This is a genomic window from Streptomyces sp. NPDC002853, assembly GCF_053591915.1.
Map to the genome: position 1 here is coordinate 264,000 of NZ_JBSFUS010000009.1, position 23,146 is coordinate 287,145.

The 23,146-nt window shown below is 71.8% G+C and carries 18 protein-coding genes; 7 read left to right on the forward strand and 11 right to left on the reverse strand.

Features of this window, described 5'->3' with window-relative positions; genetic code table 11:
• Nucleotides 1-30: 30 nt before the first annotated feature.
• Both ACWD02_RS25750 and ACWD02_RS25755 read left to right on the forward strand, forming a co-directional pair.
• A complete protein-coding gene (locus tag ACWD02_RS25750) occupies nt 31-699 on the forward strand; it encodes a response regulator transcription factor (RefSeq protein WP_451214793.1) in 669 nt (222 codons plus the stop codon).
• A 59-nt stretch (nt 700-758) separates the two neighbouring features.
• Complete coding sequence (locus ACWD02_RS25755; RefSeq protein WP_451214996.1) at nt 759-1,925, forward strand: sensor histidine kinase; 1,167 nt, start codon at nt 759-761, stop codon at nt 1,923-1,925.
• 26 nt (nt 1,926-1,951) lie between these two features.
• Here the strand turns inward: ACWD02_RS25755 and ACWD02_RS25760 are convergent, their stop codons facing one another.
• The gene (locus tag ACWD02_RS25760; protein WP_451214794.1) at nt 1,952-2,716 is read right to left on the reverse strand and encodes an SIS domain-containing protein; all 765 of its coding nucleotides are present in this window, start codon (nt 2,714-2,716) and stop codon (nt 1,952-1,954) included.
• A gap of 261 nt (nt 2,717-2,977) precedes the next feature.
• Between ACWD02_RS25760 and ACWD02_RS25765 the strand changes: the two genes are divergently transcribed.
• Nucleotides 2,978-3,670 (forward strand): metal-dependent transcriptional regulator, encoded by a 693-nt coding sequence (locus tag ACWD02_RS25765; RefSeq protein ID WP_361832210.1) that lies wholly within the window; start codon nt 2,978-2,980, stop codon nt 3,668-3,670.
• Nucleotides 3,671-4,256: 586 nt separating this feature from the next.
• The gene (locus ACWD02_RS25770) at nt 4,257-5,123 is read left to right on the forward strand and encodes an alpha/beta fold hydrolase (RefSeq protein ID WP_451214795.1); all 867 of its coding nucleotides are present in this window, start codon (nt 4,257-4,259) and stop codon (nt 5,121-5,123) included.
• A 38-nt stretch (nt 5,124-5,161) separates the two neighbouring features.
• On the opposite strand, the gene pdxH is transcribed toward ACWD02_RS25770, so the two are convergent.
• Complete coding sequence (pdxH, locus tag ACWD02_RS25775) at nt 5,162-5,836, reverse strand: pyridoxamine 5'-phosphate oxidase (protein WP_451214796.1); 675 nt, start codon at nt 5,834-5,836, stop codon at nt 5,162-5,164.
• Nucleotides 5,837-6,222: 386 nt separating this feature from the next.
• Between pdxH and ACWD02_RS25780 the strand changes: the two genes are divergently transcribed.
• The gene (locus tag ACWD02_RS25780; RefSeq protein ID WP_451214797.1) at nt 6,223-7,323 is read left to right on the forward strand and encodes a citrate synthase 2; all 1,101 of its coding nucleotides are present in this window, start codon (nt 6,223-6,225) and stop codon (nt 7,321-7,323) included.
• Nucleotides 7,324-7,511: 188 nt separating this feature from the next.
• Here the strand turns inward: ACWD02_RS25780 and ACWD02_RS25785 are convergent, their stop codons facing one another.
• The 8 genes from ACWD02_RS25785 to ACWD02_RS25820 all read right to left on the reverse strand — a co-directional run bounded on the left by ACWD02_RS25785 (nt 7,512) and on the right by ACWD02_RS25820 (nt 17,572).
• On the reverse strand, nt 7,512-8,120 hold the full coding sequence (locus ACWD02_RS25785) for a TetR/AcrR family transcriptional regulator (protein WP_451214798.1): 609 nt from the start codon (nt 8,118-8,120) through the stop codon (nt 7,512-7,514).
• Nucleotides 8,108-8,842 carry an enoyl-CoA hydratase family protein gene (locus ACWD02_RS25790; protein ID WP_451214799.1) on the reverse strand — a complete coding sequence of 245 codons (735 nt, stop codon included), beginning with the start codon at nt 8,840-8,842 and terminating at the stop codon, nt 8,108-8,110. The genes ACWD02_RS25785 and ACWD02_RS25790 overlap by 13 nt, the downstream gene beginning before the upstream one ends.
• A gap of 56 nt (nt 8,843-8,898) precedes the next feature.
• Nucleotides 8,899-10,065, reverse strand: a complete 1,167-nt coding sequence (locus tag ACWD02_RS25795; protein ID WP_451214800.1) for an acyl-CoA dehydrogenase family protein — start codon at nt 10,063-10,065, stop codon at nt 8,899-8,901.
• Nucleotides 10,062-11,942 carry an ATP-binding protein gene (locus ACWD02_RS25800; protein WP_451214801.1) on the reverse strand — a complete coding sequence of 627 codons (1,881 nt, stop codon included), beginning with the start codon at nt 11,940-11,942 and terminating at the stop codon, nt 10,062-10,064. Before ACWD02_RS25800 ends, ACWD02_RS25795 begins: the two co-directional genes overlap by 4 nt.
• Nucleotides 11,943-11,974: 32 nt before the next feature.
• Nucleotides 11,975-13,576 (reverse strand): acyl-CoA carboxylase subunit beta, encoded by a 1,602-nt coding sequence (locus ACWD02_RS25805; protein ID WP_451214802.1) that lies wholly within the window; start codon nt 13,574-13,576, stop codon nt 11,975-11,977.
• On the reverse strand, nt 13,573-15,375 hold the full coding sequence (locus ACWD02_RS25810; protein WP_451214803.1) for an acyclic terpene utilization AtuA family protein: 1,803 nt from the start codon (nt 15,373-15,375) through the stop codon (nt 13,573-13,575). The genes ACWD02_RS25805 and ACWD02_RS25810 overlap by 4 nt, the downstream gene beginning before the upstream one ends.
• Before the next feature lie 229 nt (nt 15,376-15,604).
• Nucleotides 15,605-16,399 carry a TIGR03084 family metal-binding protein gene (locus tag ACWD02_RS25815; RefSeq protein WP_451214804.1) on the reverse strand — a complete coding sequence of 265 codons (795 nt, stop codon included), beginning with the start codon at nt 16,397-16,399 and terminating at the stop codon, nt 15,605-15,607.
• Between the two features lie 114 nt (nt 16,400-16,513).
• Nucleotides 16,514-17,572, reverse strand: a complete 1,059-nt coding sequence (locus ACWD02_RS25820) for an EamA family transporter (RefSeq protein ID WP_451214805.1) — start codon at nt 17,570-17,572, stop codon at nt 16,514-16,516.
• A 225-nt stretch (nt 17,573-17,797) separates the two neighbouring features.
• Between ACWD02_RS25820 and ACWD02_RS25825 the strand changes: the two genes are divergently transcribed.
• Nucleotides 17,798-18,832 (forward strand): hypothetical protein, encoded by a 1,035-nt coding sequence (locus ACWD02_RS25825; protein ID WP_451214806.1) that lies wholly within the window; start codon nt 17,798-17,800, stop codon nt 18,830-18,832.
• Nucleotides 18,833-18,866: 34 nt separating this feature from the next.
• Here ACWD02_RS25825 and ACWD02_RS25830 read toward each other — a convergent pair whose 3' ends face one another.
• Nucleotides 18,867-21,680: an FAD-binding and (Fe-S)-binding domain-containing protein gene (locus tag ACWD02_RS25830; RefSeq protein ID WP_451214807.1), complete on the reverse strand. Its 2,814-nt coding sequence runs from the start codon at nt 21,678-21,680 to the stop codon at nt 18,867-18,869.
• A 128-nt stretch (nt 21,681-21,808) separates the two neighbouring features.
• Here ACWD02_RS25830 and ACWD02_RS25835 point away from each other — a divergent pair, with 128 nt between their 5' ends.
• Nucleotides 21,809-23,050 (forward strand): cytochrome P450 family protein, encoded by a 1,242-nt coding sequence (locus tag ACWD02_RS25835; protein ID WP_451214808.1) that lies wholly within the window; start codon nt 21,809-21,811, stop codon nt 23,048-23,050.
• The last annotated feature ends 96 nt before the right edge of the window (nt 23,051-23,146 follow it).

Here is a 23,146-nt window from a genome sequence, read left to right on the forward strand (position 1 = left end):
CGAAAGGTGCACTTCAGGTACACAGGCCGGATGCGCGTACTGCTGGTGGAGGACGAGGAATTCCTGGCCGAGATGATCGCCGTCGGGCTGCGCCGTGACGCGCTCGCGGTCGATGTCGCGGCCGACGGTCTGACGGCGCTGCGCAAGCTCCAGCTGGGTGAGTACGACGTCGTCATCCTGGACCGGGACCTGCCGGGCCTGCACGGCGACGAGGTGTGCCGCAGGGTCGTGGGGCAGCGGCTGCTCACGCGCGTCCTGATGCTGACGGCGTCGGCCACGGTCCGGGACCGGGTGGCGGGCCTCGGTCTGGGCGCGGACGACTACCTGACGAAGCCTTTCGCGTACGACGAGCTCCTGGCCCGCGTCCTGGCGCTGGGCCGCCGCACGCGCCCCGCACTCCCGCCGGTGATCGAACGCGCGGGCCTGGTCCTGGACACCGCCCGCCGTCAGGCGAGCCGTGACGGCCGCCACCTGACTCTCTCCCGCAAGGAGTTCGCGGTCCTGGAGACGCTGCTGCGGGCGGAGGGTGCGGTGGTCAGCGGCGATGACCTGATCGAACAGGTCTGGGAGGAGGACACCAGCTACCGCACGAACGCGGTGCGCGTGACCCTTTCCAAGCTCCGGACCAAGCTGGGCGACCCCCCGGTGGTGGAGACGGTCCCGGGCGCGGGCTACCGCATCGCGGGCTGGTCGGCGTGAGGCTGCGTGCCGGCCGGCTCAGCAGTGAGCGCGGGCGGCTGACGGCGCTCTACGGCGGCATGCTGCTCCTGGCGGGGGCCCTGCTCACCGGGCTCGTCTACTTTCTGGTGCGGCAGGGGCTGTACTCCTCGATCAGCGCCGCCGTCACCACGGCCGTCCCCCGCAGGCTCAACCCGCCGTGGGTGGTGCCCACCCCGGTCCAGTCCGCCGTGCCGGCCCGGCGGGTCCCGTCGGACGCCGCCTCGCCCCTCGACCTCACGCAGGGCCTCGCCGTCACGAAGATCAGTGATGTCGCCGAACAGGCGGCCCTGAGCAGGCTGCTCACCGTGTCGGTGATCGTGCTGTTCGTCTACGCGGCGCTGTCCATCCTTCTCGCCTGGTGGATGGCGGGCCGCGTCCTGCGCCCGGTCGGCGTGATCACCGGTACCGCGCGGCGCCTGTCGGGCGAGAACCTGCACGAGCGGATCGCGCTGGACGCACCGCCCGGCGAGCTGAAGGAGCTCGCCGACACCTTCGACGAGATGCTCGGGCGGATAGAACAGCTGGTCGGCGCGCAGCAGCGGTTCGCCGCCAATGCCGCGCACGAACTGCGTACCCCGCTCGCCGTCCAGCGGGCCGCCGCCGAGATCGGGCTCGCGGGTGAGCCGGACGCGCGGGAGGTGGCCCGCATCCGTACGAAGCTCATCTCCGTCGCCGACGACAGCGAGCATCTGATCGAGGGGCTGCTGCTCCTCGCCACCTCGGAGCGGGGCCTCGAACTGCGGGAGCCCGTGGCCCTCGACGTCATCGCCGACGCGGTGACGGAAGGGCTCGCGGAGCGGGCGGCCGAGCGGGACGTCACCGTGTCCCTGCACGCGGAGCCGCTCACCGTTACGGGGGACGGAGTGCTCCTCGACCGCCTCGTGCACAACCTGGTGGCGAACGCCGTGGACTACAACGTCAAGGGCGGCCGGGTCGAGGTGCGCACGGGCCGGGACGGCATCGAGGTCACCAACACCGGGCCCGTGGTCCCGCCGGACACCGTCCCGCACCTCTTCGAGCCCTTCCGGCGCCTTCAAGAGCGCAGACACGCGTACGGGGAGGGCGCGGGCCTCGGTCTGTCCATCGTGGCCGCGATCGCCCGCGCACACGGCGCCGAGGCGACCGCGGAGGCGAACGGGGAGGGAGGAGGGCTGAGCGTGCGGGTGCGCTTCCCCACGGCCCTGCGGAAGCCTCCGCGGCAATGAATCAGCGGCGGCGACTCAGCGGCGACTCAGCGGCGGTAGAAGATCCGGTCGCCGTACTCGGCGAACACGCGACCGTTCCACTCGTGGCCGCCGTCCACGTTCCCCGACCGCAGCACGGGCGGCTCGACGCCGCGCGAGGCGAGCTGCTCGACGGCGGTGGCCATCATCGCCTGCATGATCGCGTTGGCGACCACGCTGGAGGCGGGCCCGAAGGGCGCGTCGACCGCGTCCAGGCCGAGCTCCGCGTCACCGACGGTGATCTTGGAGTCGATCACGATGTCGCAGTGGTCCTTGAGGAAGGTCCCGGACACGTGCCGTGACTTCGTCTCCGTCGCGTACGCCACCGACGTCACGCCGATGACCTTCAGGCCGAGCGCGCGGGCGTTCATCGCCATCTCCACGGGCAGCGAGTTGCGTCCGGAGAGCGAGATGATCACGACCACGTCGCCGGAGCGGGCCGGCGAGGAGTCCAGGACGGCGCCCGCGAGCCCGTCGACCCGCTCCAGGGCCGAGCCGAGGGTGGCGGGCATGACGTCGACGCCGACGACCCCGGGGACGGCGAGGAGGTTCATCAGGGCGAGGCCGCCCGCGCGGTAGACGACGTCCTGCGCGGCCAGCGAGGAGTGCCCGGCACCGAAGGCGAAGAGCCTGCCGCCCGCCTCGACCGCGTCGGCGAGCAGTGTGCCCGCGGCGTCGACGTTGCCGCCCTCCTCGTCGCGCACCCGCCCGAGCAGGCCGATCGCGGCGTCGATGTACTGACCGGCCAGCTTGCTCTCGCTCTTCGAGCCCATGCGCCGAGGGACCTTTCCGGGTACGTATGTCGTGTACGTATTTCCTGCTGCTGCCTGCACGTATTTTCTGCTGCTGCCTGCACGTGTTTCCCGTGTGCCGCGGATCACGTTGCGGTCTGGACCAGTGCCCTGTCAATACGGCCCGAGCACCCCGTCAAGGCCGCCTGGACCGGGTTTTCCCCTGGCGCGACCCGGTTGTCAGCGGTATGCGTCAGACTTGAGGGCAGGGCCGGCCGCACGAGCGAGATCTGAGGGGCACCCATGTCGGGGCTTATTGACACCACTGAGATGTATTTGCGCACCATCCTCGAGCTGGAGGAGGAAGGTGTGGTCCCCATGCGCGCCCGGATCGCCGAGCGTCTCGACCAGAGCGGGCCGACGGTGAGCCAGACGGTCGCGCGCATGGAGCGTGACGGCCTGGTGGCCGTCGCCAGCGACCGTCACCTGGAGCTGACCGAGGAGGGCCGCAGGCTCGCCACGCGCGTGATGCGCAAGCACCGCCTCGCGGAGTGCCTCCTGGTCGACGTGATCGGCCTGGAGTGGGAGCAGGTCCACGCGGAGGCGTGTCGCTGGGAGCACGTGATGAGCGAGGCGGTGGAGCGCCGTGTCCTGGAGCTCCTGCGCCACCCCACCGAGTCTCCGTACGGCAACCCGATCCCGGGCCTGGAGGAGCTGGGCGAGAAGGACGGGGCCGACCCGTTCCTGGACGAGGGCATGGTCTCCCTGGTCGATCTCGACCCCGGCACGGAGGGCAAGACCGTGGTCGTGCGCCGTATCGGCGAGCCGATCCAGACGGACGCGCAGCTGATGTACACACTGCGTCGCGCGGGCGTGCAGCCCGGCTCCGTGGTGAGCGTGACGGAGTCCGCGGGCGGGGTGCTCGTGGGCAGCAGCGGTGAGGCCGCCGAGCTGGACACGGAGGTCGCCTCGCACGTGTTCGTCGCCAAGCGCTGAGGCCCGCCGGACCAGGGTCCGGCGGCTTCCGGCTCCTGTTACCGGGAGTTCATGTCAACTGGCGGTAACGGTTGGGCAGTTGTGAAGACCCCGGGATCCGATGGGGTCCAAGATTCAGTGTGCGGAATCGCAGCGCCCGGACGTTTTGCGTGCGAGGCTGTCGCGAGAGGCATATGACTTGAGGGCTCTTGCCGTGTCGCGCCTGGTCGCCGCCACGGCCGTGGGAGGGGGCAGGAGGATGTGCCCATCTGGTGAGCGGGAGCGCGTACGCGAACAGTGCGCGTCATCGCCCCCTGAGCACGCAGAGGGCCCCGGCGCCCTTGAGCGCCGGGGCCTGTCCTCCCCTGTTCTGACCCGGAGCCCCGAGCTCCCAGGGTCATCCCCCTCGGACCGTTTTCCCCGAGCGGCCCGCCTCCCGATGAAGATCTCCCCTCGGCAGCGGCGGCCAATCCTTGAGTGTGGTCACTCGAATGAGGGGTGTTGGCGGCGAACTGGCCGCTTTCGAAAAAGAGTTCGATAGCGTGCGGGGGTGCGTGACGGAACCAGGCGTTCGGCCCGAGAGGATTCAAGGGGGGTGCCAGGAAACATGGTGCGGCGCATTGACGTGACAGGCACGGGTGGCGTACGCCTCGCGGCCTGGGAGTTCGCCGATCCTCCCAAATCCAGGGAGACCGACGGTCCGCCCGGCGGCGTGCTGTTACTGCACGGTCTGATGGGCCGGGCATCACACTGGGCGGGCACCGCCCGCTGGCTCGCCGAGCGACATCGCGCGGTCGCACTCGACCAGCGCGCGCACGGGCAGAGCGACAAGCCCCCCGAGGGCCCCTTCACCCGCGATGCCTACGTGGACGACGCCGAGGCCGCGCTCGTCCAGCTCGGGCTCGCTCCCGCTGTCCTCATCGGCCACTCGATGGGCGCGCTCACCGCCTGGCAGCTCGCCGCGAAGCGCCCCGACCTCGTCCGCGCCCTGATCATCTGTGACATGCGGGCCTCCGCTCTCGGGGCCGCGTCGCAGCGCGAGTGGGAGGACTGGTTCAAGGCCTGGCCCGTGCCCTTCGCCACCCTCGCCGACGTACGGAAGTGGTTCGGCGAGGACGATCCCTGGGTCGAGCGGCCCAACCCCTCCCGCGGCGAGTTCTTCGCCGAGGTGATGACCGAGGGCCCCGACGGCTGGCGCCCCGTCTTCGACCGCGAACAGATGCTGAAGTCCCGCGAGACGTGGGTGTTTGACGCCCACTGGGAGGATCTGGCCCAGGTCCAGTGCCCCGCCCTGGTCGTCCGCGGCCTGGACGGCGAGCTGGGCCGTGCCGAGTCCCAGGAGATGGTCCGGGTGCTGCCCCGCGGGGCGTATGCGGAGGTGGCCGACGCCGGGCACCTGGTGCACTACGACCAGCCGGAGGCCTGGCGCGAGGCGATCCAGCCGTTCCTGGACGGGGTTCTGACGGGGTCCTGAGGGAGTCCTGACGGGGACTGGGTTGGGATGGATAGCCCTCACGGGCTGAGGCGCTCCACCGTCCAGCCCGAAGCGGTGTCGGCGGCGCCCTGCTCGGTCCGTGCGTAACGCAGGCGGTCGTGCAGGCGGTTCGCCCTGCCCTGCCAGAACTCGACGCTCCGGGGCACGACCCGGAAGCCGCCCCAGTGCGGAGGTGCGGGCACCTGCTCGCCCTCGGGGTAACGCGCCTCCAGGTCGGCGTACGCGCGGTCCAGTTCCTCGCGCGTGGCGATGACCGAGGACTGGGCGCTGGCCCAGGCGCCGAGCTGCGAGCCGTGCGGGCGGGTGCGGAAGTACGCCACCGTCTCCTCGCGGGCGACGCGCTCCGCCGTGCCCGCGACGATGACCTGGCGGGCCATCGGGTGCCAGGGGAAGAGCAGCGAGATGTTCGGGTTCGCGGCCAGATCGCGGGCCTTGCGGGACTCGTAGTTCGTGAAGAAGACGAGGCCGCGCTCGTCGTACCCCTTCAGCAGGACCGTGCGTGAGCCGGGGCGGCCCTCGGCGTCCACCGTCGAGACGACCATGGCGTTCGGCTCGTGCAGCAGGCCCGCCCCGGCCGCGGCCAGCGCCTGCGTGAACCACAGCGCGAACAGCTCGACGGGCGTGGCGGGCGCCTGGTCCTCGGTGAGTCCGTCGATGCCGTAGTGGGCACGTATGGCGGCGGGATCGGACACCGGAGGGACGGGAGCGGCAGATGAGGAGGCTGATGCTGAGGCGTCGGCTCGATCGGTCACGCGGTCATCTTGCCGTATACGACGGGCCTGGCGACGGGCCGGGCGACGCACTGTCGTACGCCGCGGGGAGGTGACGTGTGGCACTGAGTGCCGCTTACCATCGCCAAGGGTGGCACCAAGGGATATCGTTCCGACGCCGAATCGGTTGGGTGACCACCAGCCGCACGGGGCATCACCGGGGTGACCGAACCGGACCGCGAGTCGAAAGCCGGAACCACCGACGCACCGGCAGACCGCGGAACCGGGCCGAACACGCCCACTTCTGACACATGGTCACGAGCTGTCTGTCACCACCATCTGTCGTACACATCACGAGGAGCCGCCTGATGTCCGACTTCGTACCCGGACTTGAAGGAGTCATCGCGTTCGAGACGGAGATCGCCGAACCCGACAAGGAAGGCGGCGCGCTTCGCTATCGCGGCGTCGACATCGAGGATCTGGTCGGCCACGTCTCCTTCGGCAACGTCTGGGGCCTGCTCGTCGACGGCGCCTTCAACCCCGGCCTGCCGCCCGCCGAGCCGTTCCCGATCCCGGTGCACTCCGGCGACATCCGCGTCGACGTCCAGTCCGCGCTTGCGATGCTCGCCCCCGTGTGGGGCCTGAAGCCGCTCCTGGACATCAGCGAGCAGGAAGCCCGCGACGACCTCGCGCGGGCCGCCGTCATGGCCCTCTCGTACGTCGCCCAGTCCGCCCGCGGCCAGGGCCTGCCGATGGTGCCGCAGAGCGAGATCGACAAGGCCGACACGGTCGTCGAGCGCTTCATGAAGCGCTGGCGCGGCGAACCCGACCCCAAGCACGTCCAGGCCGTCGACGCGTACTGGACGTCGGCCGCCGAGCACGGGATGAACGCCTCCACGTTCACGGCCCGCGTCATCGCCTCCACGGGCGCGGACGTGGCGGCGGCGCTGAGCGGGGCCGTGGGCGCCATGTCCGGTCCCCTGCACGGCGGCGCGCCCTCCCGTGTCCTCGGCATGATCGAGGAGATCGAGCGGACGGGCGACGCGGTCGCGTACGTCAAGCAGGCGCTGGACAAGGGCGAGCGGCTGATGGGCTTCGGTCACCGGGTGTACCGGGCCGAGGACCCGCGCGCGCGTGTCCTGCGCCGTACGGCGCGTGAGCTGGGCGCTCCCCGCTTCGAGGTCGCCGAGGCCCTGGAGAAGGCCGCCCTCGACGAGCTGCACGCCCGCCGCCCCGACCGCGTCCTCGCGACGAACGTCGAGTTCTGGGCCGCGATCGTCCTCGACTTCGCCGAGGTGCCGGCGCACATGTTCACGTCGATGTTCACGTGCGCGAGGACCGCCGGATGGTCGGCGCACATCCTCGAGCAGAAGCGGACGGGGCGGCTCGTCCGTCCTTCGGCGCGGTACATCGGGCCAGGTACGCGGGACCCCCGGGACGTCGAGGGGTACGGGGATATCGCGAGGTAGGGATTCTCCCGGCCCCGCCCCTTCCCGAGAACCCGCTCCGGCGGGGGCCTTGGCTGCCGTCATCACCGGCTTCGCCGAGTTCGTCCTCAAACGCCGGACGGGCTGGAGGTTTCCGGCCGGGCTGGATGGGTCCAGCCCGGCCGGGGGTCCCCCTGCCTATTCGGGAAGCGGCGGGGTGGGGGGCCCGCTCAGCGCAGCGCCCCCTCCACCAGCAGCGTCCACTGCGCCACCACCCGGCCCCTCCGCGCCCCGTCGTCCGTCAGGAGATTGGCGAGGCCAAGGCCTCGGGCCATGTCCAGGAGTCCCTGGATGGTCTCCCGGACACCGGGGACGGACTCGTCCGCCCCGAGCAGCTGCACCGCTATCCGGTGGGTCTCACGCCCCACCCTCGCCTCGAGCTCCGTCACCCGAGAGCCGAGTTGGGGCTCATTGGACGCCGCTACCCACAGATGCAGCGCCGCCCGGAACAGCGGGCCCGTATAGAGATCCACCAGAGCCGAGACCACCGCTCCCCGGTCCTCCGCGGACAGCGCCCGCAGCGCCGTGGACCGCTGCTCGGCCACGTACTCCACCGCCGCCGTGAACAGGTCCTCCCGCGTCGGGAAGTGATGCTGGGCCGCGCCCCGCGAGACCCCGGCCCGCTCGGCGACCACGGAGACGGTGGACCCCGCCCAGCCGCTCTCGGCGAGGCACGCCACCGCCGCTTCCAGGAGCCGCTGGCGCGTCGCACGGCTGCGGTCCTGCTTGGGCGAGCGATCGGCACGGTCGGCGCGGTCGTCCGCGGTCACAGCACCCATGGGCACTCCCGTCGTTCGAGGAACGCCCCCATCCCGTCCCGCGCTTCCGCCGATGCGAAGAGCCGCGCGGACAGGGCGACGAGGGAGTCCGTGTGGTGGTCGAATGCGTCGAGCACCCTAGCCGTGAGCAGCTTCTTCGTCTCGGCCAGGGCCTGCGGCGCTCCCTTCCGCAGCCCTTCCAGGAGAGGCGAGAGCTCCGCGTCCACGTCGTCCCCGGCCACCGTCACCAGACCGATCCGCGCCGCCTCCGCCCCGCCGAAGCGCTCCCCGGTGAGGAAGTAGCGCGAGGCGGCGCCGGGGTCGAGCCGGGACAGGAGCGGCATGGAGATGACCGCGGGCGCCACCCCGATCCGTACCTCCGTCAGCGCGAACGACGCCCCGGGACCCGCGGCCGCCATGTCGCACACGCCGAGCAGTCCGAGCCCGCCCGCGCGTACGTGCCCGTCCACCCGCGCCACCACCGGCTTCGGCAGCTCCACGATCTGCCGGAGCAGCCCCACGAACACGGCCGGGTCCGGCGGCTCCCGCAGGTCGGCGCCCGAACAGAACGTGGACCCGGTGTGCGTGAGGACGATCGCGCGTACGTCGGGGTCCTTGCCGCAGTCGTCGAGCGCCTCCGCGAATCCGTCCAGGAGCCCCGCCGAGAGCGCGTTGCGGTTGGCGGGGGTGTCCAGGGTGAACGTGACGATGCCGCGCTGCGGGGAGGAGCAGACGAGCCCCATGACAACTCCCTCTGTCGAAACGGACGGCCCAGTACAGGTCGGTCAGTACAGGCCGGTCAGTACGACTTGGGCAGGCCCAGCGTCTGGTGTGAGACGTAGTTCAGGATCATTTCCCGGCTCACGGGGGCGATCCGGGCCACCCGTGACGCCACGATCAGCGAGGCGAGGCCGAACTCCTTCGTCAGGCCGTTGCCGCCGAGCGTGTGCACCGACTGGTCGACGGCCTTCACGCATACGTCGGCGGCCGCGAGCTTGGCCATGTTGGCGGCCTCGCCCGCGCCCATGTCGTCGCCCTCGTCGTACAGCTTTGCGGCCTTCTGCATCATCAGGCGGGCCAGTTCGATGTCGATGTGGGACTGCGCGAGGGGGTGCGCGATGGCCTGGTGGGCTCCGATCGGGCTCTTCCAGACGCTGCGTTCCTTGGCGTACCCGACCGCACGGGAGAGGGCGAAACGTGCCATGCCGAGCGAGAACGCCGCCGTCATGATCCGCTCGGGGTTGAGGCCGGCGAAGAGCTGGAGCAGCCCCGCGTCCTCGTCACCCACCAGGGCGTCGGCGGGCAGCCGTACGTCGTCCAGGGTCAGTTCGAACTGCTTCTCCGGGGCCTGGAGCTCCATCTCGATCTGCCGGCGCCGGAAGCCCTCCGTCTCGCGCGGGACGATGAAGAGGCAGGGCTTGAGGTTGCCGGTGCGGGCATCCTCCGTGCGGCCCACGATCAGCGTGGCGTCGGCGATGTCGACGCCCGAGATGAACACCTTGCGGCCGGTCAGGAGCCAGTCGCCGCTCGCCTCGTCCTTGCGGGCGGTCGTGGTGATCCGGTGGGAGTTGGAGCCGGCGTCGGGCTCGGTGATGCCGAACGCCATGGTGCGGCTGCCGTCGGCGAGGCCGGGCAGCCAGGCCCGCTTCTGCTCGTCGGTGCCGAAGCGGGCGATGACGGTGCCGCAGATCGCGGGCGAGACGACCATCATCAGGAGGGGGCAGCCCGCGGCGCCCAGTTCCTCCAGGACGATGGAGAGTTCGGCTATGCCGCCGCCTCCGCCGCCGTACTCCTCGGGCAGGTTCACCCCCAGATAGCCGAGCTTGGCGGCATCGGCCCACAGCTCGTCGGGGTGGCCCTCGCCCGCCACGACCCGGGACATGTAGTCGCGGCCGTATCGCTTGCCGAGTGCGGCGACGGCAGCGCGCAGGGCCTGGTGCTCTTCGGTTTCGAGGACGGTGCTCATACGGATGGTTCCTCCTGTACGACGTCTACGACTGCGAGCAGGGCGCCGACCTCGACCTGGCGGCCGGGTGTGGCGTGCAGGGTGGTGAGCGTGCCGGAGGCGGGGGCACAGATGCGGTGCTCCATCTTCATGGCCTCCAGCCAGATGAGGGGCTGCCCGGCGGTGACCCGCGCCCCTTCCCCGAGCCCCTCGGCCAGGCGTACGACGGTGCCCGGCATCGGGGCGAGCAGCGAGCCGGGCTCCTGGCGCGTGGTCGGTTCGGGGAGCGGCGGGAGCGCGGTGAGGGCGGTGTTGCCGACGTACACGCGATCGTCGCCGTACCGGCTGACGGTGAACTGCCTGCGCACACCGTCGACTTCGAGCACGACGAGCTCACGGGACACGGCGAGCACCCGCACCCCTTCCGCGCTCAGCCCCTCCCGCGTGTGGTGGTAGCGCACCTCGTGCTCGGTGCCGTCCGGCTCGCTCCTGAAGAGCTTGACCTGGGGCTGGGAGGCGAGGTTGCGGAAGCCGCCGAACCGCGAGCGTCCGTGTGCGTCGGCGAGCGCGGCGGCCAGCGGGGCGTACGGGTCCGGGGCGGGGGCCGTGAGGTCGGCGAGGTGCCGGTCGTAGAAGCCCGTGTCCATGCGGGCCCCGACAAACTCCGGGTGCCGCAGGGACCGTACGAGCAACTCCCTGTTGGTGACGGGGCCGTGCACGACCGCGCGCTCAAGGGCGCCCGCGAGGCCACGCAGGGCCTGTGCACGCGTGGGGGCGTACGCGACGGCCTTGGCCAGCATCGGGTCGTAGTGCACGCCGATCGTGTCGCCGTCCACGTACCCCGTGTCGAGCCGCACGCCCGGCACGGACAGCCGGTGCAGGGTGCCGGTCTGCGGGGCCCACTCCGCCGCCGGGTCCTCGGCGTAGAGACGGGCCTCCACCGCGTGGCCGCGGGCGGGCGGCGGCTCATCCGCGAGGGGCTCGCCCTCCGCCACCTGGATCTGCAGCGCCACGAGATCGATGCCGAACACGGCCTCCGTGACCGGGTGTTCGACCTGGAGCCGGGTGTTCATCTCCAGGAAGTGCGCCCGCTCGCCCGCGACCAGGAACTCCACCGTGCCCGCCCCGCGATACCCGGTCACGCGCGCCGCGCGCACGGCCTGCGCGTGCAGTTCGCCGACGAGTCCGGCCGTCAGGCCCGGCGCCGGGGACTCCTCGATGACCTTCTGGTGCCTGCGCTGGAGCGTGCAGTCGCGGGTGCCGAGCGCCCAGACGGTGTCGTGCGCGTCGGCCATGACCTGCACCTCGACGTGCCGGCCGCCCTCCAGATAGGGCTCGACGAAGACCTCGCCGTCCCCGAAGGCACTGGCGGCCTCCGCCCGCGCGGCCTCCAACTCGCCCTTCAATGAGCTCAGTTCGCGTACGACGCGCATGCCGCGTCCGCCGCCGCCGGACGCCGCCTTCACCAGGACCGGCAGATCGGCCTCGGTGACCTCGTCCACACTCATCGGCGCGATGCCCATGAGCTCCTTGGCGCGCGTCTTGGACGCCATGGATTCGATCGCCTCGGGCGAGGGGCCGATCCACACGAGTCCGGCGTCCAGGACCGCGCGCGCGAAGTCCGCGTTCTCCGAGAGGAAGCCGTAGCCGGGGTGGACGGCGTCCGCGCCCGCCGCCTGTGCGGCCTTCACGACGAGTTCGCCGCGCAGATACGTGTCGGCGGGCGCCGAGCCCGGCAGCCGTACGGCGGTGTCGGCCTCGCGGACGTGCAGGGCGTCCGCGTCGGCGTCCGAGTAGACCGCCACGGTGGCGATGCCGAGGTCGCGGCAGGTGCGGAAGACGCGGCAGGCGATCTCGCCCCGGTTGGCGACGAGGATGCTGCTGATTGTTTTCGTCATGGGGGTCGTCATGGAAGTCGTCATGGGGGTCCTCACATCCGAAAGACGCCGAAGCCACCGCGCGCGCCCTCGTAGGGGGCGGTGTGGATCGCGGACAGGCACAGGCCGAGGACCGTGCGGGTGTCGCGGGGGTCGATGACGCCGTCGTCGTAGAGACGGCCGGAAAGGAACATCGGCAGCGACTCCGACTCGATCTGCTGCTCCACCATGGCGCGCAGCGCCGCGTCCGCGTCGTCGTCGTAGGGCTGCCCCTTCGCGGCGGCGGACTGCCGGGCCACGATGGACAGGACTCCGGCGAGCTGCTGCGGCCCCATGACGGCCGACTTTGAGCTGGGCCAGGCGAAGAGGAAACGCGGGTCGTAGGCGCGGCCGCACATGCCGTAGTGCCCGGCTCCGTACGAGGCGCCCATCAGGACGCTGAGGTGCGGCACCCGCGAGTTCGACACGGCGTTGATCATCATCGCGCCGTGCTTGATGATGCCGCCCTGCTCGTACTCCTTGCCGACCATGTAGCCGGTGGTGTTGTGCAGGAAGAGCAGCGGGATGTCGCGTTGATTGGCCAACTGGATGAACTGGGCGGCCTTCTGGGACTCCTCGCTGAAGAGCACGCCCTGCGCGTTGGCCAGGATGCCGATGGGGTAGCCGTGCAGCGAGGCCCAACCGGTGGTGAGGCTGGACCCGTACAGCGGCTTGAACTCGTCGAAGTCGGAGGCGTCGACGATGCGGGCGATGACCTCGCGCGGGTCGAAGGGGACCTTGAGGTCGCCGGGCACGATGCCGAGCAGTTCGTCCTCGTCGTACTTGGGCGGCTCGACGACCGACGCCGGATCGGCGTACGCCTTGCGCCAGTTGAGGCGTTTGACGACCCGCCTCGCCTGTCGCAGCGCGTCGCGCTCGTCCTCGGCGAGGTAGTCCGCGAGGCCCGACTCGCGGGCGTGCATCTCGGCGCCGCCGAGGGACTCGTCGTCGCTCTCCTCGCCGGTGGCCATCTTCACCAGCGGCGGACCCCCGAGGAAGACCTTGGCCCGCTCCTTGACCATGATCACGTGGTCGCTCATGCCGGGGACGTACGCGCCGCCTGCCGTGGAGTTGCCGAAGACGACGGCGACCGTCGGGACACCGGCGGCCGACGACTGCGTGAGGTGCTTGAAGAGTGCGCCGCCCGGGATGAAGATCTCCTTCTGGGACGGCAGGTCGGCGCCGCCCGACTCCACGAGGTGGATGGACGGCAACCGATTGGCATGCCCGATCTCGTGCGCCCGAAAGGCCTTCTTCAGGGTCCAGGGATTGCTGGCCCCACCCCTCACCGTCGGGTCGTTGGCGGTGATCAGACACTCCACGCCCTCGATGACGCCGATGCCGGTCACCATCGAGGCGCCCACGGGGTAGTCGCTCCCCCAGGCGGCGAGCGGCGACAGTTCGAGGAACGGTGTGTCGGGGTCGAGGAGCAGCTCGATCCGCTCCCGGGCCAGGAGCTTGCCGCGCTTGCGGTGCCGGGCCACGTACTTCTCGCCGCCGCCCTCAAGGGCCTTGGCCTGCTCGGTGCCGAGTTCGGCGAGCTTGGCAAGCATGGCCTCGCGGTGCTCGGCGTACTCGGCGCTCGCGGGGTCGAGCGCGGACGCGAGGACGGTCACGGGAGTACCTCCGTCGGTTCGGTCACTTCTACGATCGGCTCGTCCGCTTCCAGGAGTTCGGCCGGTATGTCGACGTGGCGGGCGCGCAGCCACTCGCCGAGGCCCTTGGCCTGCGGGTCGAAGCGGGCCTGGGACGCGACGCCCGCGCCGAGGATTCCCCCGACGACGAAGTTCAGCGCCCGCAGGTTCGGCAGGACGTGGCGCACGACCGTCAACTCGGCTGCCTCCGGGATGAGTTCGCGGAACCGCTCGACGGTCAGCTCGTGGGCGAGCCACCGCCAGGCGTCGTCCGTGCGTGCCCAGACGCCGACGTTCGCGTCCCCGCCCTTGTCGCCGCTGCGGGCCCCGGCGACGAGGCCGAGGGGGGCGCGGCGGGTGGGGCCCGGAGGGAGGGGGGCGGGCAGGGGCGGTTGTTCGTCGAGCTCTTCGAGTACGCGGGTGTCGCCGGAGACCTTGGCCTGGTCCTGGACACGGAGGCGCTCGCCGTCCGGCAGGACGGCCACGTGGTCGACGGTGCCGCGCTCGACGTACGCGGCTTCGAAGACTCCGTAGGGCGCACCCTTGCCCGGGGGCGCCGTCACATGGAAGCCGGGGTAGCTGCCGAGGGCCAGTTCGATCGCGGCGCCGCTCAGGGCGCGGCCGACGGGTTCCTGTTGGGGGTCGCGCACGACGAGCCGCAGGAGGGCGGAGGCGGTCTCCTCGCTCGGGGCGTCGGGGCGGTCGGTGCGGACGAGCTCCCACCGCACCTCCTGGGGGCGGGACTTGGCCCGCGTGAACGCGTCCTCGACCTGGGCGCGGACGAGGTCCGCCTTGGTCTCCACGTCGAGCCCGGTGAGGACGAAGACGACTTCGTTGCGAAAGCCGCCGAGCCGGTTCAGACCGACCTTCAGGTCCGGCGGTGGCGCCTCTCCCCGTACTCCGGAGACGCGGACCCGGTCGGGCCCCTCCTGTGTGAGGGTGACCGTGTCGAGCCGGGCGGTGACGTCGGGCCCGGCATACCGGGCGCCGCTGGTCTCGTACAACAGCTGCGCGGTGACCGTACCGACGTCGATGAACCCACCCGTGCCGTCGTGCTTGGTGATGACGCCGGAGCCGTCCTCATGGATCTCGGCGAGCGGAAAGCCGGGCCGGAGCAGCTCGCGCGGGGGGCGTTCGCCGAAGAAGGCGTAGTTGCCGCCGGTGGCCTGCGTCCCGCATTCGAGGATGTGCCCGACGACGACGGCTCCCGCGAGCCGGTCGTGGTCGCCGTCGCCCCAGCCGAAATGGGCGGCGGCGGGCCCGGTGACGAGGGCGGCGTCGGTCACGCGTCCGGTGACGACGATGTCGGCTCCCGCGCGCAGACAGGCGGCGATTCCGGCACCGCCGAGGTAGGCGTTGGCGGTGAGCGCGTCCGGGAAGCGGGTGCCGAGGTCGTCCCCCTCGACGTGCGCGACCCGCACGTGGATCCCGAGCCGCCCGGCCAACTCCCGTACGGCGTCCGCGAGCCCGCCGGGGTTGAGCCCCCCGGCATTCGCGACGATCTTGACGCCCCGTTCCTTGGCGAGCCCGAGACACTCCTCCAGCTGCCGCAGGAAGGTCTTCGCATAACCGCGCGCGGGGTCCTTGAGCCGGTCACGGCCGAGGATCAGCATGGTCAGCTCGGCGAGATAGTCACCGGTGAGGACGTCGAGGGGGCCTCCGGTGAGCATGTCGCGCACGGCATCGAAGCGATCCCCGTAGAAACCGGACGCGTTGCCGATGCGAAGGGGGGCGGGGGCGGTCGGTGGGGAAGCTTGCGGGGTGGGGGGCGAGACCGTCATCGCTCATCCCCCTTCACGGGCCGCCGGCCCGGGCCCACGCCCGCCCGAGCGATGCCCGGCCGCCGCCCGGCCTCAACGCCTTGCGCCTGCCCGGCGAGACAGCCGGAGCCGTCCCCGGCCCACGGCCGGACAGTCGGCGAGGGTGGCCGTGCGGATGTCCGTGGGGATGACCGTCGGGATGTCCGTGGGGATGTCCCTGGGGATGTCCGTGGGGATGTCCGTGGGGATGTCATCGGCCGGTCTCCTTGGCCGGGCGGCCCGGGCCCGGGGGTCCCGCGAAGGCTTGGGCCACGCCCAACCAGCGCTCGGCGTCAGGGCCTTGCGCGCGTACGGCGAGGTCGTCGCGGTGGGCGCGTTGCGTGACGAGGAGGCAGAAGTCGAGCGCGGGGCCGGTCACCCGCTGGTCGGCGTCCTCGGGCCCGCTGGTCCATGGCTCACCGGAGGGCAGCCGGAGCTCCACGCGGAAGGGGGACGCGGGTGCGCTCAGGCCCCGTACCCCGAAGGAGAAGTCCCGGGCGCGTACCCCGATGTGCGCGATGTGCCGCAGCCGGTCGGTGGGCACCCGCTCGACGCCGAGCGCGTCGGCGACGTCCTGGCCGTGGGCCCACGTCTCCATGAGCCGGGCGGTCGCCATGGAGGTGGCCGACATGGGCGGCCCGTACCAGGGGAAGCGGGTGCCGCGCGGGGCGGACGTCAGGGCTTTCAGCAGGGCGTCACGCCCGGCACGCCACTGGACGAGCAACTCACGCGGGGGCTGCGCGGCCCCCTCCTCGGCCCCCGCGTCGACGAACGAGTCGGGAGCGGCGAGGGCCTCCTCGACGAGCCGGCCGAAGGCGTCCCCGTCGGTGACGGCGGTCAGCGCGGCGCGGTCGGTCCAGGCGAGATGGGCGATCTGATGGGCGACGGTCCAGCCGTCGGCGGGGGTGGGAAGCGTCCAGCGCTCCTCGCCCAACCCCCCTACCAGCTGGTCGAGTTCCTCGCTCTCACGGCGCAGATCATCGAGTACGGGCACAGCTTCGGACACTGGGCGCTCCCCTCGGGGCACGGCTGGGGTCTCCCCTGCTCGAACGGAGTCGAGAGCTAGGGGAAGTGCCCCGGAGCATGGCAGCGCCCGGAGAAACAAGCAAGCGTGCTTGCATTACTTTCCGGACGTCTCCGGGACCGGCTCCTCGGCCGCGCGCTTCACGCCGTCCGCGCTTTCGACACCCTTGGAACCTCCGGCACTCCCGGCATCCTCGGCACCCTCGGCAGGCGCCAGCACGGCATCTGGCGTGGCCCCCGTCACGACATCCCCGTCCCCGCGGCGGGCCCGCCCCCGCCCGACCTGGGTCCGCACGGCGCCCATACTGGCGGCGATGACCAGCGAGATGGCCAGCGCCTCATTGACGGAAAGTGCCTGGTTCAGCACCAGGAATCCGGCGACGGCGGCGATCGCGGGCTCCAGGCTCATCATGATCGCGAAGGTGGAGGCGGGAAGCCGGCGCAGGGCGAGCAGTTCGAGCGTGTACGGCAGCACGGAGGACATCACGGCGACGGCCGCTCCGAGCGCGAGCACCTCGGGCCGCACGAGCTTCTCCCCGGACTCGATGAGGCCGAGCGGCAGGAAGAGGACGGCCGCGACGACCATCGCGAGGGCGAGCCCGTCGGCCTGCGGGAAGCGGCGCCCCGTACGGGCGCTGAACATGATGTACGTGGCCCACATGGCGCCGGCACCGAGCGCGTACGCGACGCCGACGGGATCGAGCCCGCTGAACCCGCCCCCGCCGCCCAGCAGGAAGACACCGCACAGCGCGAGCCCGGCCCACACGAGATTCACGGCACGACGCGAGGCGAAGACGGAGAGCGCCAGCGGGCCGAGGACCTCAAGGGTGACGGCGGGGCCCATGGGGATGCGGGCGACGGACTGGTAGAAGAGACCGTTCATGCCGGCCATGGCCACGCCGAAGGCGACGACGGTCCCCCAGTCGGCGCGCGAGTGCCCGCGCATCTTGGGCCGGCAGACGATCATCAGCACCAGAGCGGCGAAGGCGAGCCGCAGGGTCACGATGCCGAGGGCTCCGGCCTTGGGCATCACGCTCACGGCGATGGCCCCGCCGAACTGGACGGAGACGCCGCCCGCGAGCACCAGACCGACGGGCCCGAGGGCACCCCACCGCCCACCGGATGCCGCCTCCTGGCCACTCCTCGACGCGTCCACAGCCAACCCTTCCGTCTCTTCGCCACCGGCCGATCCCGGCCAGTCCACTCACCTGAACTACCCCGTCCAAGGTAGTAGACCACGACAGGATTGTGGAGCCCTTTTACTGCTGTACGCAAACCGGGTCCACATGGCGGCGACACGGCGGCCGTGATGGAACCCCGCACGCCCCGCGCCGCGTCTTGGGTGCAGTCACCACGCAACCGCACGGAAGTCAGGTCAGGCATGGCGCGCGACGAAAACCGGACGACCGAGCGGCCGGGCGACAGCGGCTACCGCGATTACGCCGTCTACCGCGTTGACGGCGTCTACCGCGGCGCGCCGTACGGCTTCACCCTGCTCGTGGCCGCCCTGACGGCCGCGCTCGGCTGCGCGATCGTGGCCGGCGGGTTCGCGGCGGCGTGGGACACCTTCGAGGGGGTCCGGGACTACGCGGACAGCAACATCGCCAACGAGGACTCCTACGTGGCCTACGCCGACGGCGGTTGGTTTCCGCTGGTGAAGGTCGGTCTCGTGGTGTCGCTGCTGCTGCTCGTTCTGGGACTTCTCGTCGTCTCCGTGCTGCACGCCGCGTACGCCGTCGCCGAGTCCCACGCCACGCGCGACGGCGGCGGGCCACTGACCGTCCGCGAGTTGTGGCGACGCACCCGCGGGCCTTTCCCCGCCGCCCTCGCGGTCAACGCGCTGAGTGGACTGCCGGTGGGTGCCATGGCGCTCGCGGGCTACGTGCTGTGGATGACCGTCGAGCGCGGCGAGGTGCCCGGCGTCGAGCCCACGCCCATCGGCGAGACCGCGACCCCGATCTACACCCTGGTGGGATGGGTGCTGCCGATCGCCGTCGTGTGCCTGGGCCCGCTGCTGTACTTCCGCCTGTCACTGGCCACCGCCGAGACGGTGCGCTCGCGTCGGTCGCCGTTCGCGGCGCTGTACCGGTCCTGGGTGCTGACCCGCCGGGCGCGCATACGCACCCTCGGACTCGGCGTGCTGTCCGTCGCGGCCGCGGCACTCGTCATCCTCCTGGCCGGGTACGCGTCCGCCCCGCTCGCCCACTACGCCGGGCTCGGCATGCTGTGGCTCAGCGACGACAACGTATGGATCACCGGCGTCCTGGTCACGATCCTGCCCACAGCCGTATCCCTGCTCCTGCTCCCTCCGCTGGTCATGCCCTGGGTGTGCGGAATGACGGCCGGTCTGCACGGGGAGCTGCGCACACGGGAGGACGAGGAGAGCAACAAGACGCGCACCCACGAGGCCCATTGACCTCAACCCGGCCGCACACCTCCCCCACACCCCGTCACCCCCGCGAGTCCAGCCCCTCCGCCAGCACCTCCGCCAAATGCCGTCCCCGCGCCCCCTCCCCCAGTTGCTCCAGCTGGGTTCGGCAGGAGAAGCCGTCTGCCAGGATCGTCGTTTCCGGGGTGCGGGCCCGGACCGATGGGAGCAGTTGGTCCTCCGCGCAGGTGACGGAGACCTCGTAATGGCCCGCCTCGAAGCCGAAGTTGCCCGCCAGGCCGCAGCAGCCGCCGCTCAACTCGCCTTCCAGGCCCGCCTTCTCGCGCAGGCGGCGTTCGGCGGCGTCGCCGAGCACCGCGTGCTGGTGGCAGTGCGTCTGGCCCACCACTGGGCGGCCGATCCGCGGCGGTGACCACTCCGGGGCCAGTTCCTCCAGGGTTTGCGCGAACGTCCTTACCCGAGAGGCCAGTTCGGTCGCCCGCGAGTCCTCCTCTCCCAGGAGTTCCACCAGGTCCGTCTTCAGCGCCGCGGCGCAGCTCGGTTCGAGGACCACCAGGAGTGCCTGCGAGTCCAGGAGCGGTGCCATCCGCTCCAGGGTCCTGCGCAGCACCGCGCGAGCCCGGTCGAGTTGCCCCGTCGACACGTACGTCAGGCCGCAGCACACGTCCCCCGGCGGGACCACCACCCGCAGCCCCGCGTCCTCGAGGACCCGCACCGCCGCCCGGCCCACCGCCGGTGACAGGTGGTCCGTGAACGTGTCCGGCCAGAGGACGACCGTCGGGCTCCCGGAAGCCCCGGCGGCCGGCCTGTCCCGGAACCAGCGGCGGAACGTCTGCCGCGCGAGAGGCGGGATGTCCCTCTCCGGTGCGATCCCGCCCAGCCTCTTGGCCAGCGCCGCGAGCACCCCCACGCGGGCCGTGGCGTTGGCCGCCCCCGCCGTCCGCGTCCGCGAGGCCAGCCGCAGCCACAGCGGCAGCCGGCCCATCGAGTAGTGCGCCGCGGGTCGCCTGCGGCCCTCGTAGTGGTGGTGCAGGAACTCGGCCTTGTACGTGGCCATGTCCACGCCCACCGGACAGTCCGACCGGCAGCCCTTGCAGGACAGGCAGAGATCCAGCGCGTCCCGTACCTCCTCCGAACGCCAGCCGTCCGTGACCACGTCCCCCGCGAGCATCTCGTGCAGGAGACGCGCCCGGCCCCGCGTGGAGTGCTCCTCATCGCCCGTCGCCCGGAAGGACGGGCACATCACCCCGCCTCCCGAACCAGCGGACGTGGTACGGCACTTGGCGACGCCCACGCATCGCCGCACCGCCGCCGAGAAGTCCCCGCCGTCATGCGGGTAGCCGAAGGCCACGTCCACCGGCTTCCGCGGCAGCGGGTCGAACCGCAGGTTCGAGTCCAGCGGCGCGGGCCGCACCAGCATTCCCGGGTTCAACAGGTCCGCCGGGTCCCACACCCCCTTCACCCGCTCGAACAGCCGGACGAGGTCGGCCCCGTACATCTCGGGAAGGAGCTCGGCACGCGCCTGCCCGTCCCCGTGCTCGCCCGACAGCGAACCACCGTGCGCGACCACGAGCCTCGCCAGATCCTCGGAGAAGCGGCGGAAGCGCCGCACGCCCACCTCGCTCATCAGGTCGAAGTCGATGCGTACGTGAATGCAGCCGTCCCCGAAGTGCCCGTACGGCGTCCCGCGCAGGCCGTGTTCGGCGAGCAGCCCCCGGAAGTCCCGCAGGTAGGCGCCGAGCCGTGCGGGCGGCACCGCACAGTCCTCCCACCCCGGCCACGCCTCGCTGCCGTCCGGCATCCGCGTCGCCGTCCCGCTGGCGTCCTCGCGGACCCGCCACAGCACGCGCTGCCCCGCGGGGTCCGTCACGACCACCGAGTCCACCGTGTCCCCGGCGACCGCCCGCGCGATCGCCTCCGCACGCGCGCGTGCCTCTCCCTCGCTCGCGCCGCCCGTCTCCACGAACAGCCAGGCGCCGCCCTTGGGCAGCCCCTCGGACCCCCGTACGAGGTCGGCCGCCATCCCCTCCACCGTCAGCGGTCCGTGCGGCAGCAGCCCGGCCGCGGCCTCCGCCGCGGCGCTCTCGTCGGCGTACCCGAGGACCGCGAGCGCACGCGCGCGTGGCGACTCGACGAGGCGTACGACGGCCTCCGTCACCACGCCGAGCGTGCCCTCGGAGCCGCAGAACGCGCGGGCCAGGTCGACGCCCCGCTCGGGGAGCATGGCGTCGAGCGCATAGCCGGAGATGCGGCGCGGGAGCTCGGGGAAGCCGGTGCGCAGGAGCTCCAAATCGCCGTCCACCAGGGCACGTAGACCCTGCGGGGCGCCGGACCAGCCCTGCCCCGGCGCGAGCCGCTCGCCCCCGCCGCTCACGACCGAGAGCGAGGCGACGTTGTCGGCGGTCGTGCCCCAGGCGACCGAGTGGGAGCCGCAGGAGTTGTTGCCGATCATGCCGCCCAGGGTGCAGCGGTTGTGGGTGGACGGATCGGGGCCGAAGGTCAGGCCGTGCGGGGCCGCCGCGCCCCGCAGGCCGTCGCAGATCACGCCGGGCTGGACGACCGCGGTCCGCGACTCCGCGTCCAGGGACAGAATCCGGTTCATGTGCCGGGTGAAGTCGAGGACGAGCCCCGAGCCCGTGGCCTGCCCGGCGATGGACGTGCCGGCGCCGCGGGCCACGACCGGCACCCCGCGCTCCCGGCACACGGCGAGCGCCGCCGCCACGTCGTCCGCGTCGCGCGGGGCGAGGACGCCGAGCGGCACTCTGCGGTAGTTGGACGCGTCCATGGTGTTCAGGGCCCGCGCGGTGACGGAGAAGTCCACCTCCCCCCGCACGGCTGCCCGCAGTTCCTCTTCCACGCCTCCGAGATCACTCATGCCCATATCCATGCCCTCAATATGCATCCGCGAAGGCCCGCAGCGGCGGCAGTCAAACGCCCGACGCGCACCTATAGTTGCCGCGACTTGATCACCGGAACCCCGCGTGAACCCAGAGGAGAGCCCTGATGACGACCGGCTGCCCCGCCCGCAACGCACCCGACCGCATCGTCCTCGACCCCTTCGTCACCGACCTGGACGGCGAGAGCGCCAGGCTGCGCGCGGCGGGCCCGCTGGCCGAGGTGGAGCTGCCCGGCGGCGTACCGGTCTGGGCGGTCACACACCACGCCGAGGCGCGTCAACTCCTCACCGACAAGCGGCTGGTGAAGGACATCGAGGTGTGGGGCGCTTGGCGGCGCGGTGAGATACCCGCGGACTGGCCGCTGATCGGCCTGGCCAACCCGGGCCGTTCGATGCTGACGGTCGACGGCGAGGAGCACCGCCGGATGCGCGCCCTGGTCGCGCAGGCGCTGACGCCGCGGCGGGTGGAGCGGATGCGGGAACGCATCGCGGAGCTGACGATGGGCCTCTTGGACCGGCTTCCGTCGGACGGCGGCCAAGTGGTCGATCTGAAGGCCGAGTTCGCGTACCCGCTGCCCATGTACGTCATCAGTGACCTGATGGGCATCGACGCCGCCGACCACCCCCGTCTGAAGGTCCTCTTCGACAGGTTCTTCTCCACCCAGACGCCGCCCGCCGAGGTCGTGGCCACGCTGGGTGAGCTGGCGGCCATGATGGGCGGGGTCGTCGCGGCGCGGCGTGCCGAGCCGGGCGACGATCTGACCAGCGCCCTGATCCTCGCGTCGGAGGACGGCGACCACCTCACCGACGCGGAGATCGTCTCCACGCTCCAGCTGATGGTCGCGGCGGGCCACGAGACGACGATCTCGCTGATCGTCAACGCGGTGGTGAACCTCTCGGCCCATCCCGAGCAGCTGGCGCTCGTCCTGGCCGGTGACGCGAGCTGGGAGATGGTCGTGGAGGAGACCCTGCGCCACTCCACGCCGACGTCGCACGTCCTGATCCGGTTCGCGGCCGAGGACGTCCCCGTGGGCGACAAGGTGATCCGTGCGGGTGACGCACTGATCGTGTCGTACGCGGCGATCGGCCGGGACGAGCGGGCGCACGGCCCCACGGCGGACGCCTTCGACATCACGCGTACGTCCCCGAACCGCCACATCTCCTTCGGCCACGGCCCGCACGTCTGCCCCGGGGCTGCCCTGTCCCGCCTGGAGGCGGGGGTGGCGCTCCCGGCGCTCTACGAGCGCTTCCCGGAGCTGACCCTGGCGGTCGCGCCGTCCGAGCTGCGCAACAAGCCGGTGGTGACACAGAACGACCTGTACGAGCTTCCGGTGCGGCTCCACAACTAGCCCGTCCGGCGTTTGAGGACGAGCGCGCAGCGCGATGAGGGGGCTCCGGGGGCGGAGCCCCCGTGGCGTCCACCGCCGGTGACCGAGCGGTCTCAC

Coding starts and splice junctions, on each gene's coding strand:
- ACWD02_RS25750 (WP_451214793.1), top strand. CDS start 31: ATGCGCGTACTGCTGGTGGAGGACGAGGAATTCCTGGCCGAGATGATC.
- ACWD02_RS25760 (WP_451214794.1), bottom strand. CDS start 2,716: ATGGGCTCGAAGAGCGAGAGCAAGCTGGCCGGTCAGTACATCGACGCC.
- ACWD02_RS25755 (WP_451214996.1), top strand. CDS start 759: ATGCTGCTCCTGGCGGGGGCCCTGCTCACCGGGCTCGTCTACTTTCTG.
- ACWD02_RS25765 (WP_361832210.1), top strand. CDS start 2,978: ATGTCGGGGCTTATTGACACCACTGAGATGTATTTGCGCACCATCCTC.
- ACWD02_RS25800 (WP_451214801.1), bottom strand. CDS start 11,942: ATGACGAAAACAATCAGCAGCATCCTCGTCGCCAACCGGGGCGAGATC.
- ACWD02_RS25780 (WP_451214797.1), top strand. CDS start 6,223: ATGTCCGACTTCGTACCCGGACTTGAAGGAGTCATCGCGTTCGAGACG.
- ACWD02_RS25830 (WP_451214807.1), bottom strand. CDS start 21,680: ATGAGTGATCTCGGAGGCGTGGAAGAGGAACTGCGGGCAGCCGTGCGG.
- ACWD02_RS25835 (WP_451214808.1), top strand. CDS start 21,809: ATGACGACCGGCTGCCCCGCCCGCAACGCACCCGACCGCATCGTCCTC.
- ACWD02_RS25790 (WP_451214799.1), bottom strand. CDS start 8,842: ATGGGGCTCGTCTGCTCCTCCCCGCAGCGCGGCATCGTCACGTTCACC.
- ACWD02_RS25810 (WP_451214803.1), bottom strand. CDS start 15,375: ATGACGGTCTCGCCCCCCACCCCGCAAGCTTCCCCACCGACCGCCCCC.
- ACWD02_RS25785 (WP_451214798.1), bottom strand. CDS start 8,120: ATGGGTGCTGTGACCGCGGACGACCGCGCCGACCGTGCCGATCGCTCG.
- ACWD02_RS25825 (WP_451214806.1), top strand. CDS start 17,798: ATGGCGCGCGACGAAAACCGGACGACCGAGCGGCCGGGCGACAGCGGC.
- ACWD02_RS25795 (WP_451214800.1), bottom strand. CDS start 10,065: ATGAGCACCGTCCTCGAAACCGAAGAGCACCAGGCCCTGCGCGCTGCC.
- ACWD02_RS25770 (WP_451214795.1), top strand. CDS start 4,257: ATGGTGCGGCGCATTGACGTGACAGGCACGGGTGGCGTACGCCTCGCG.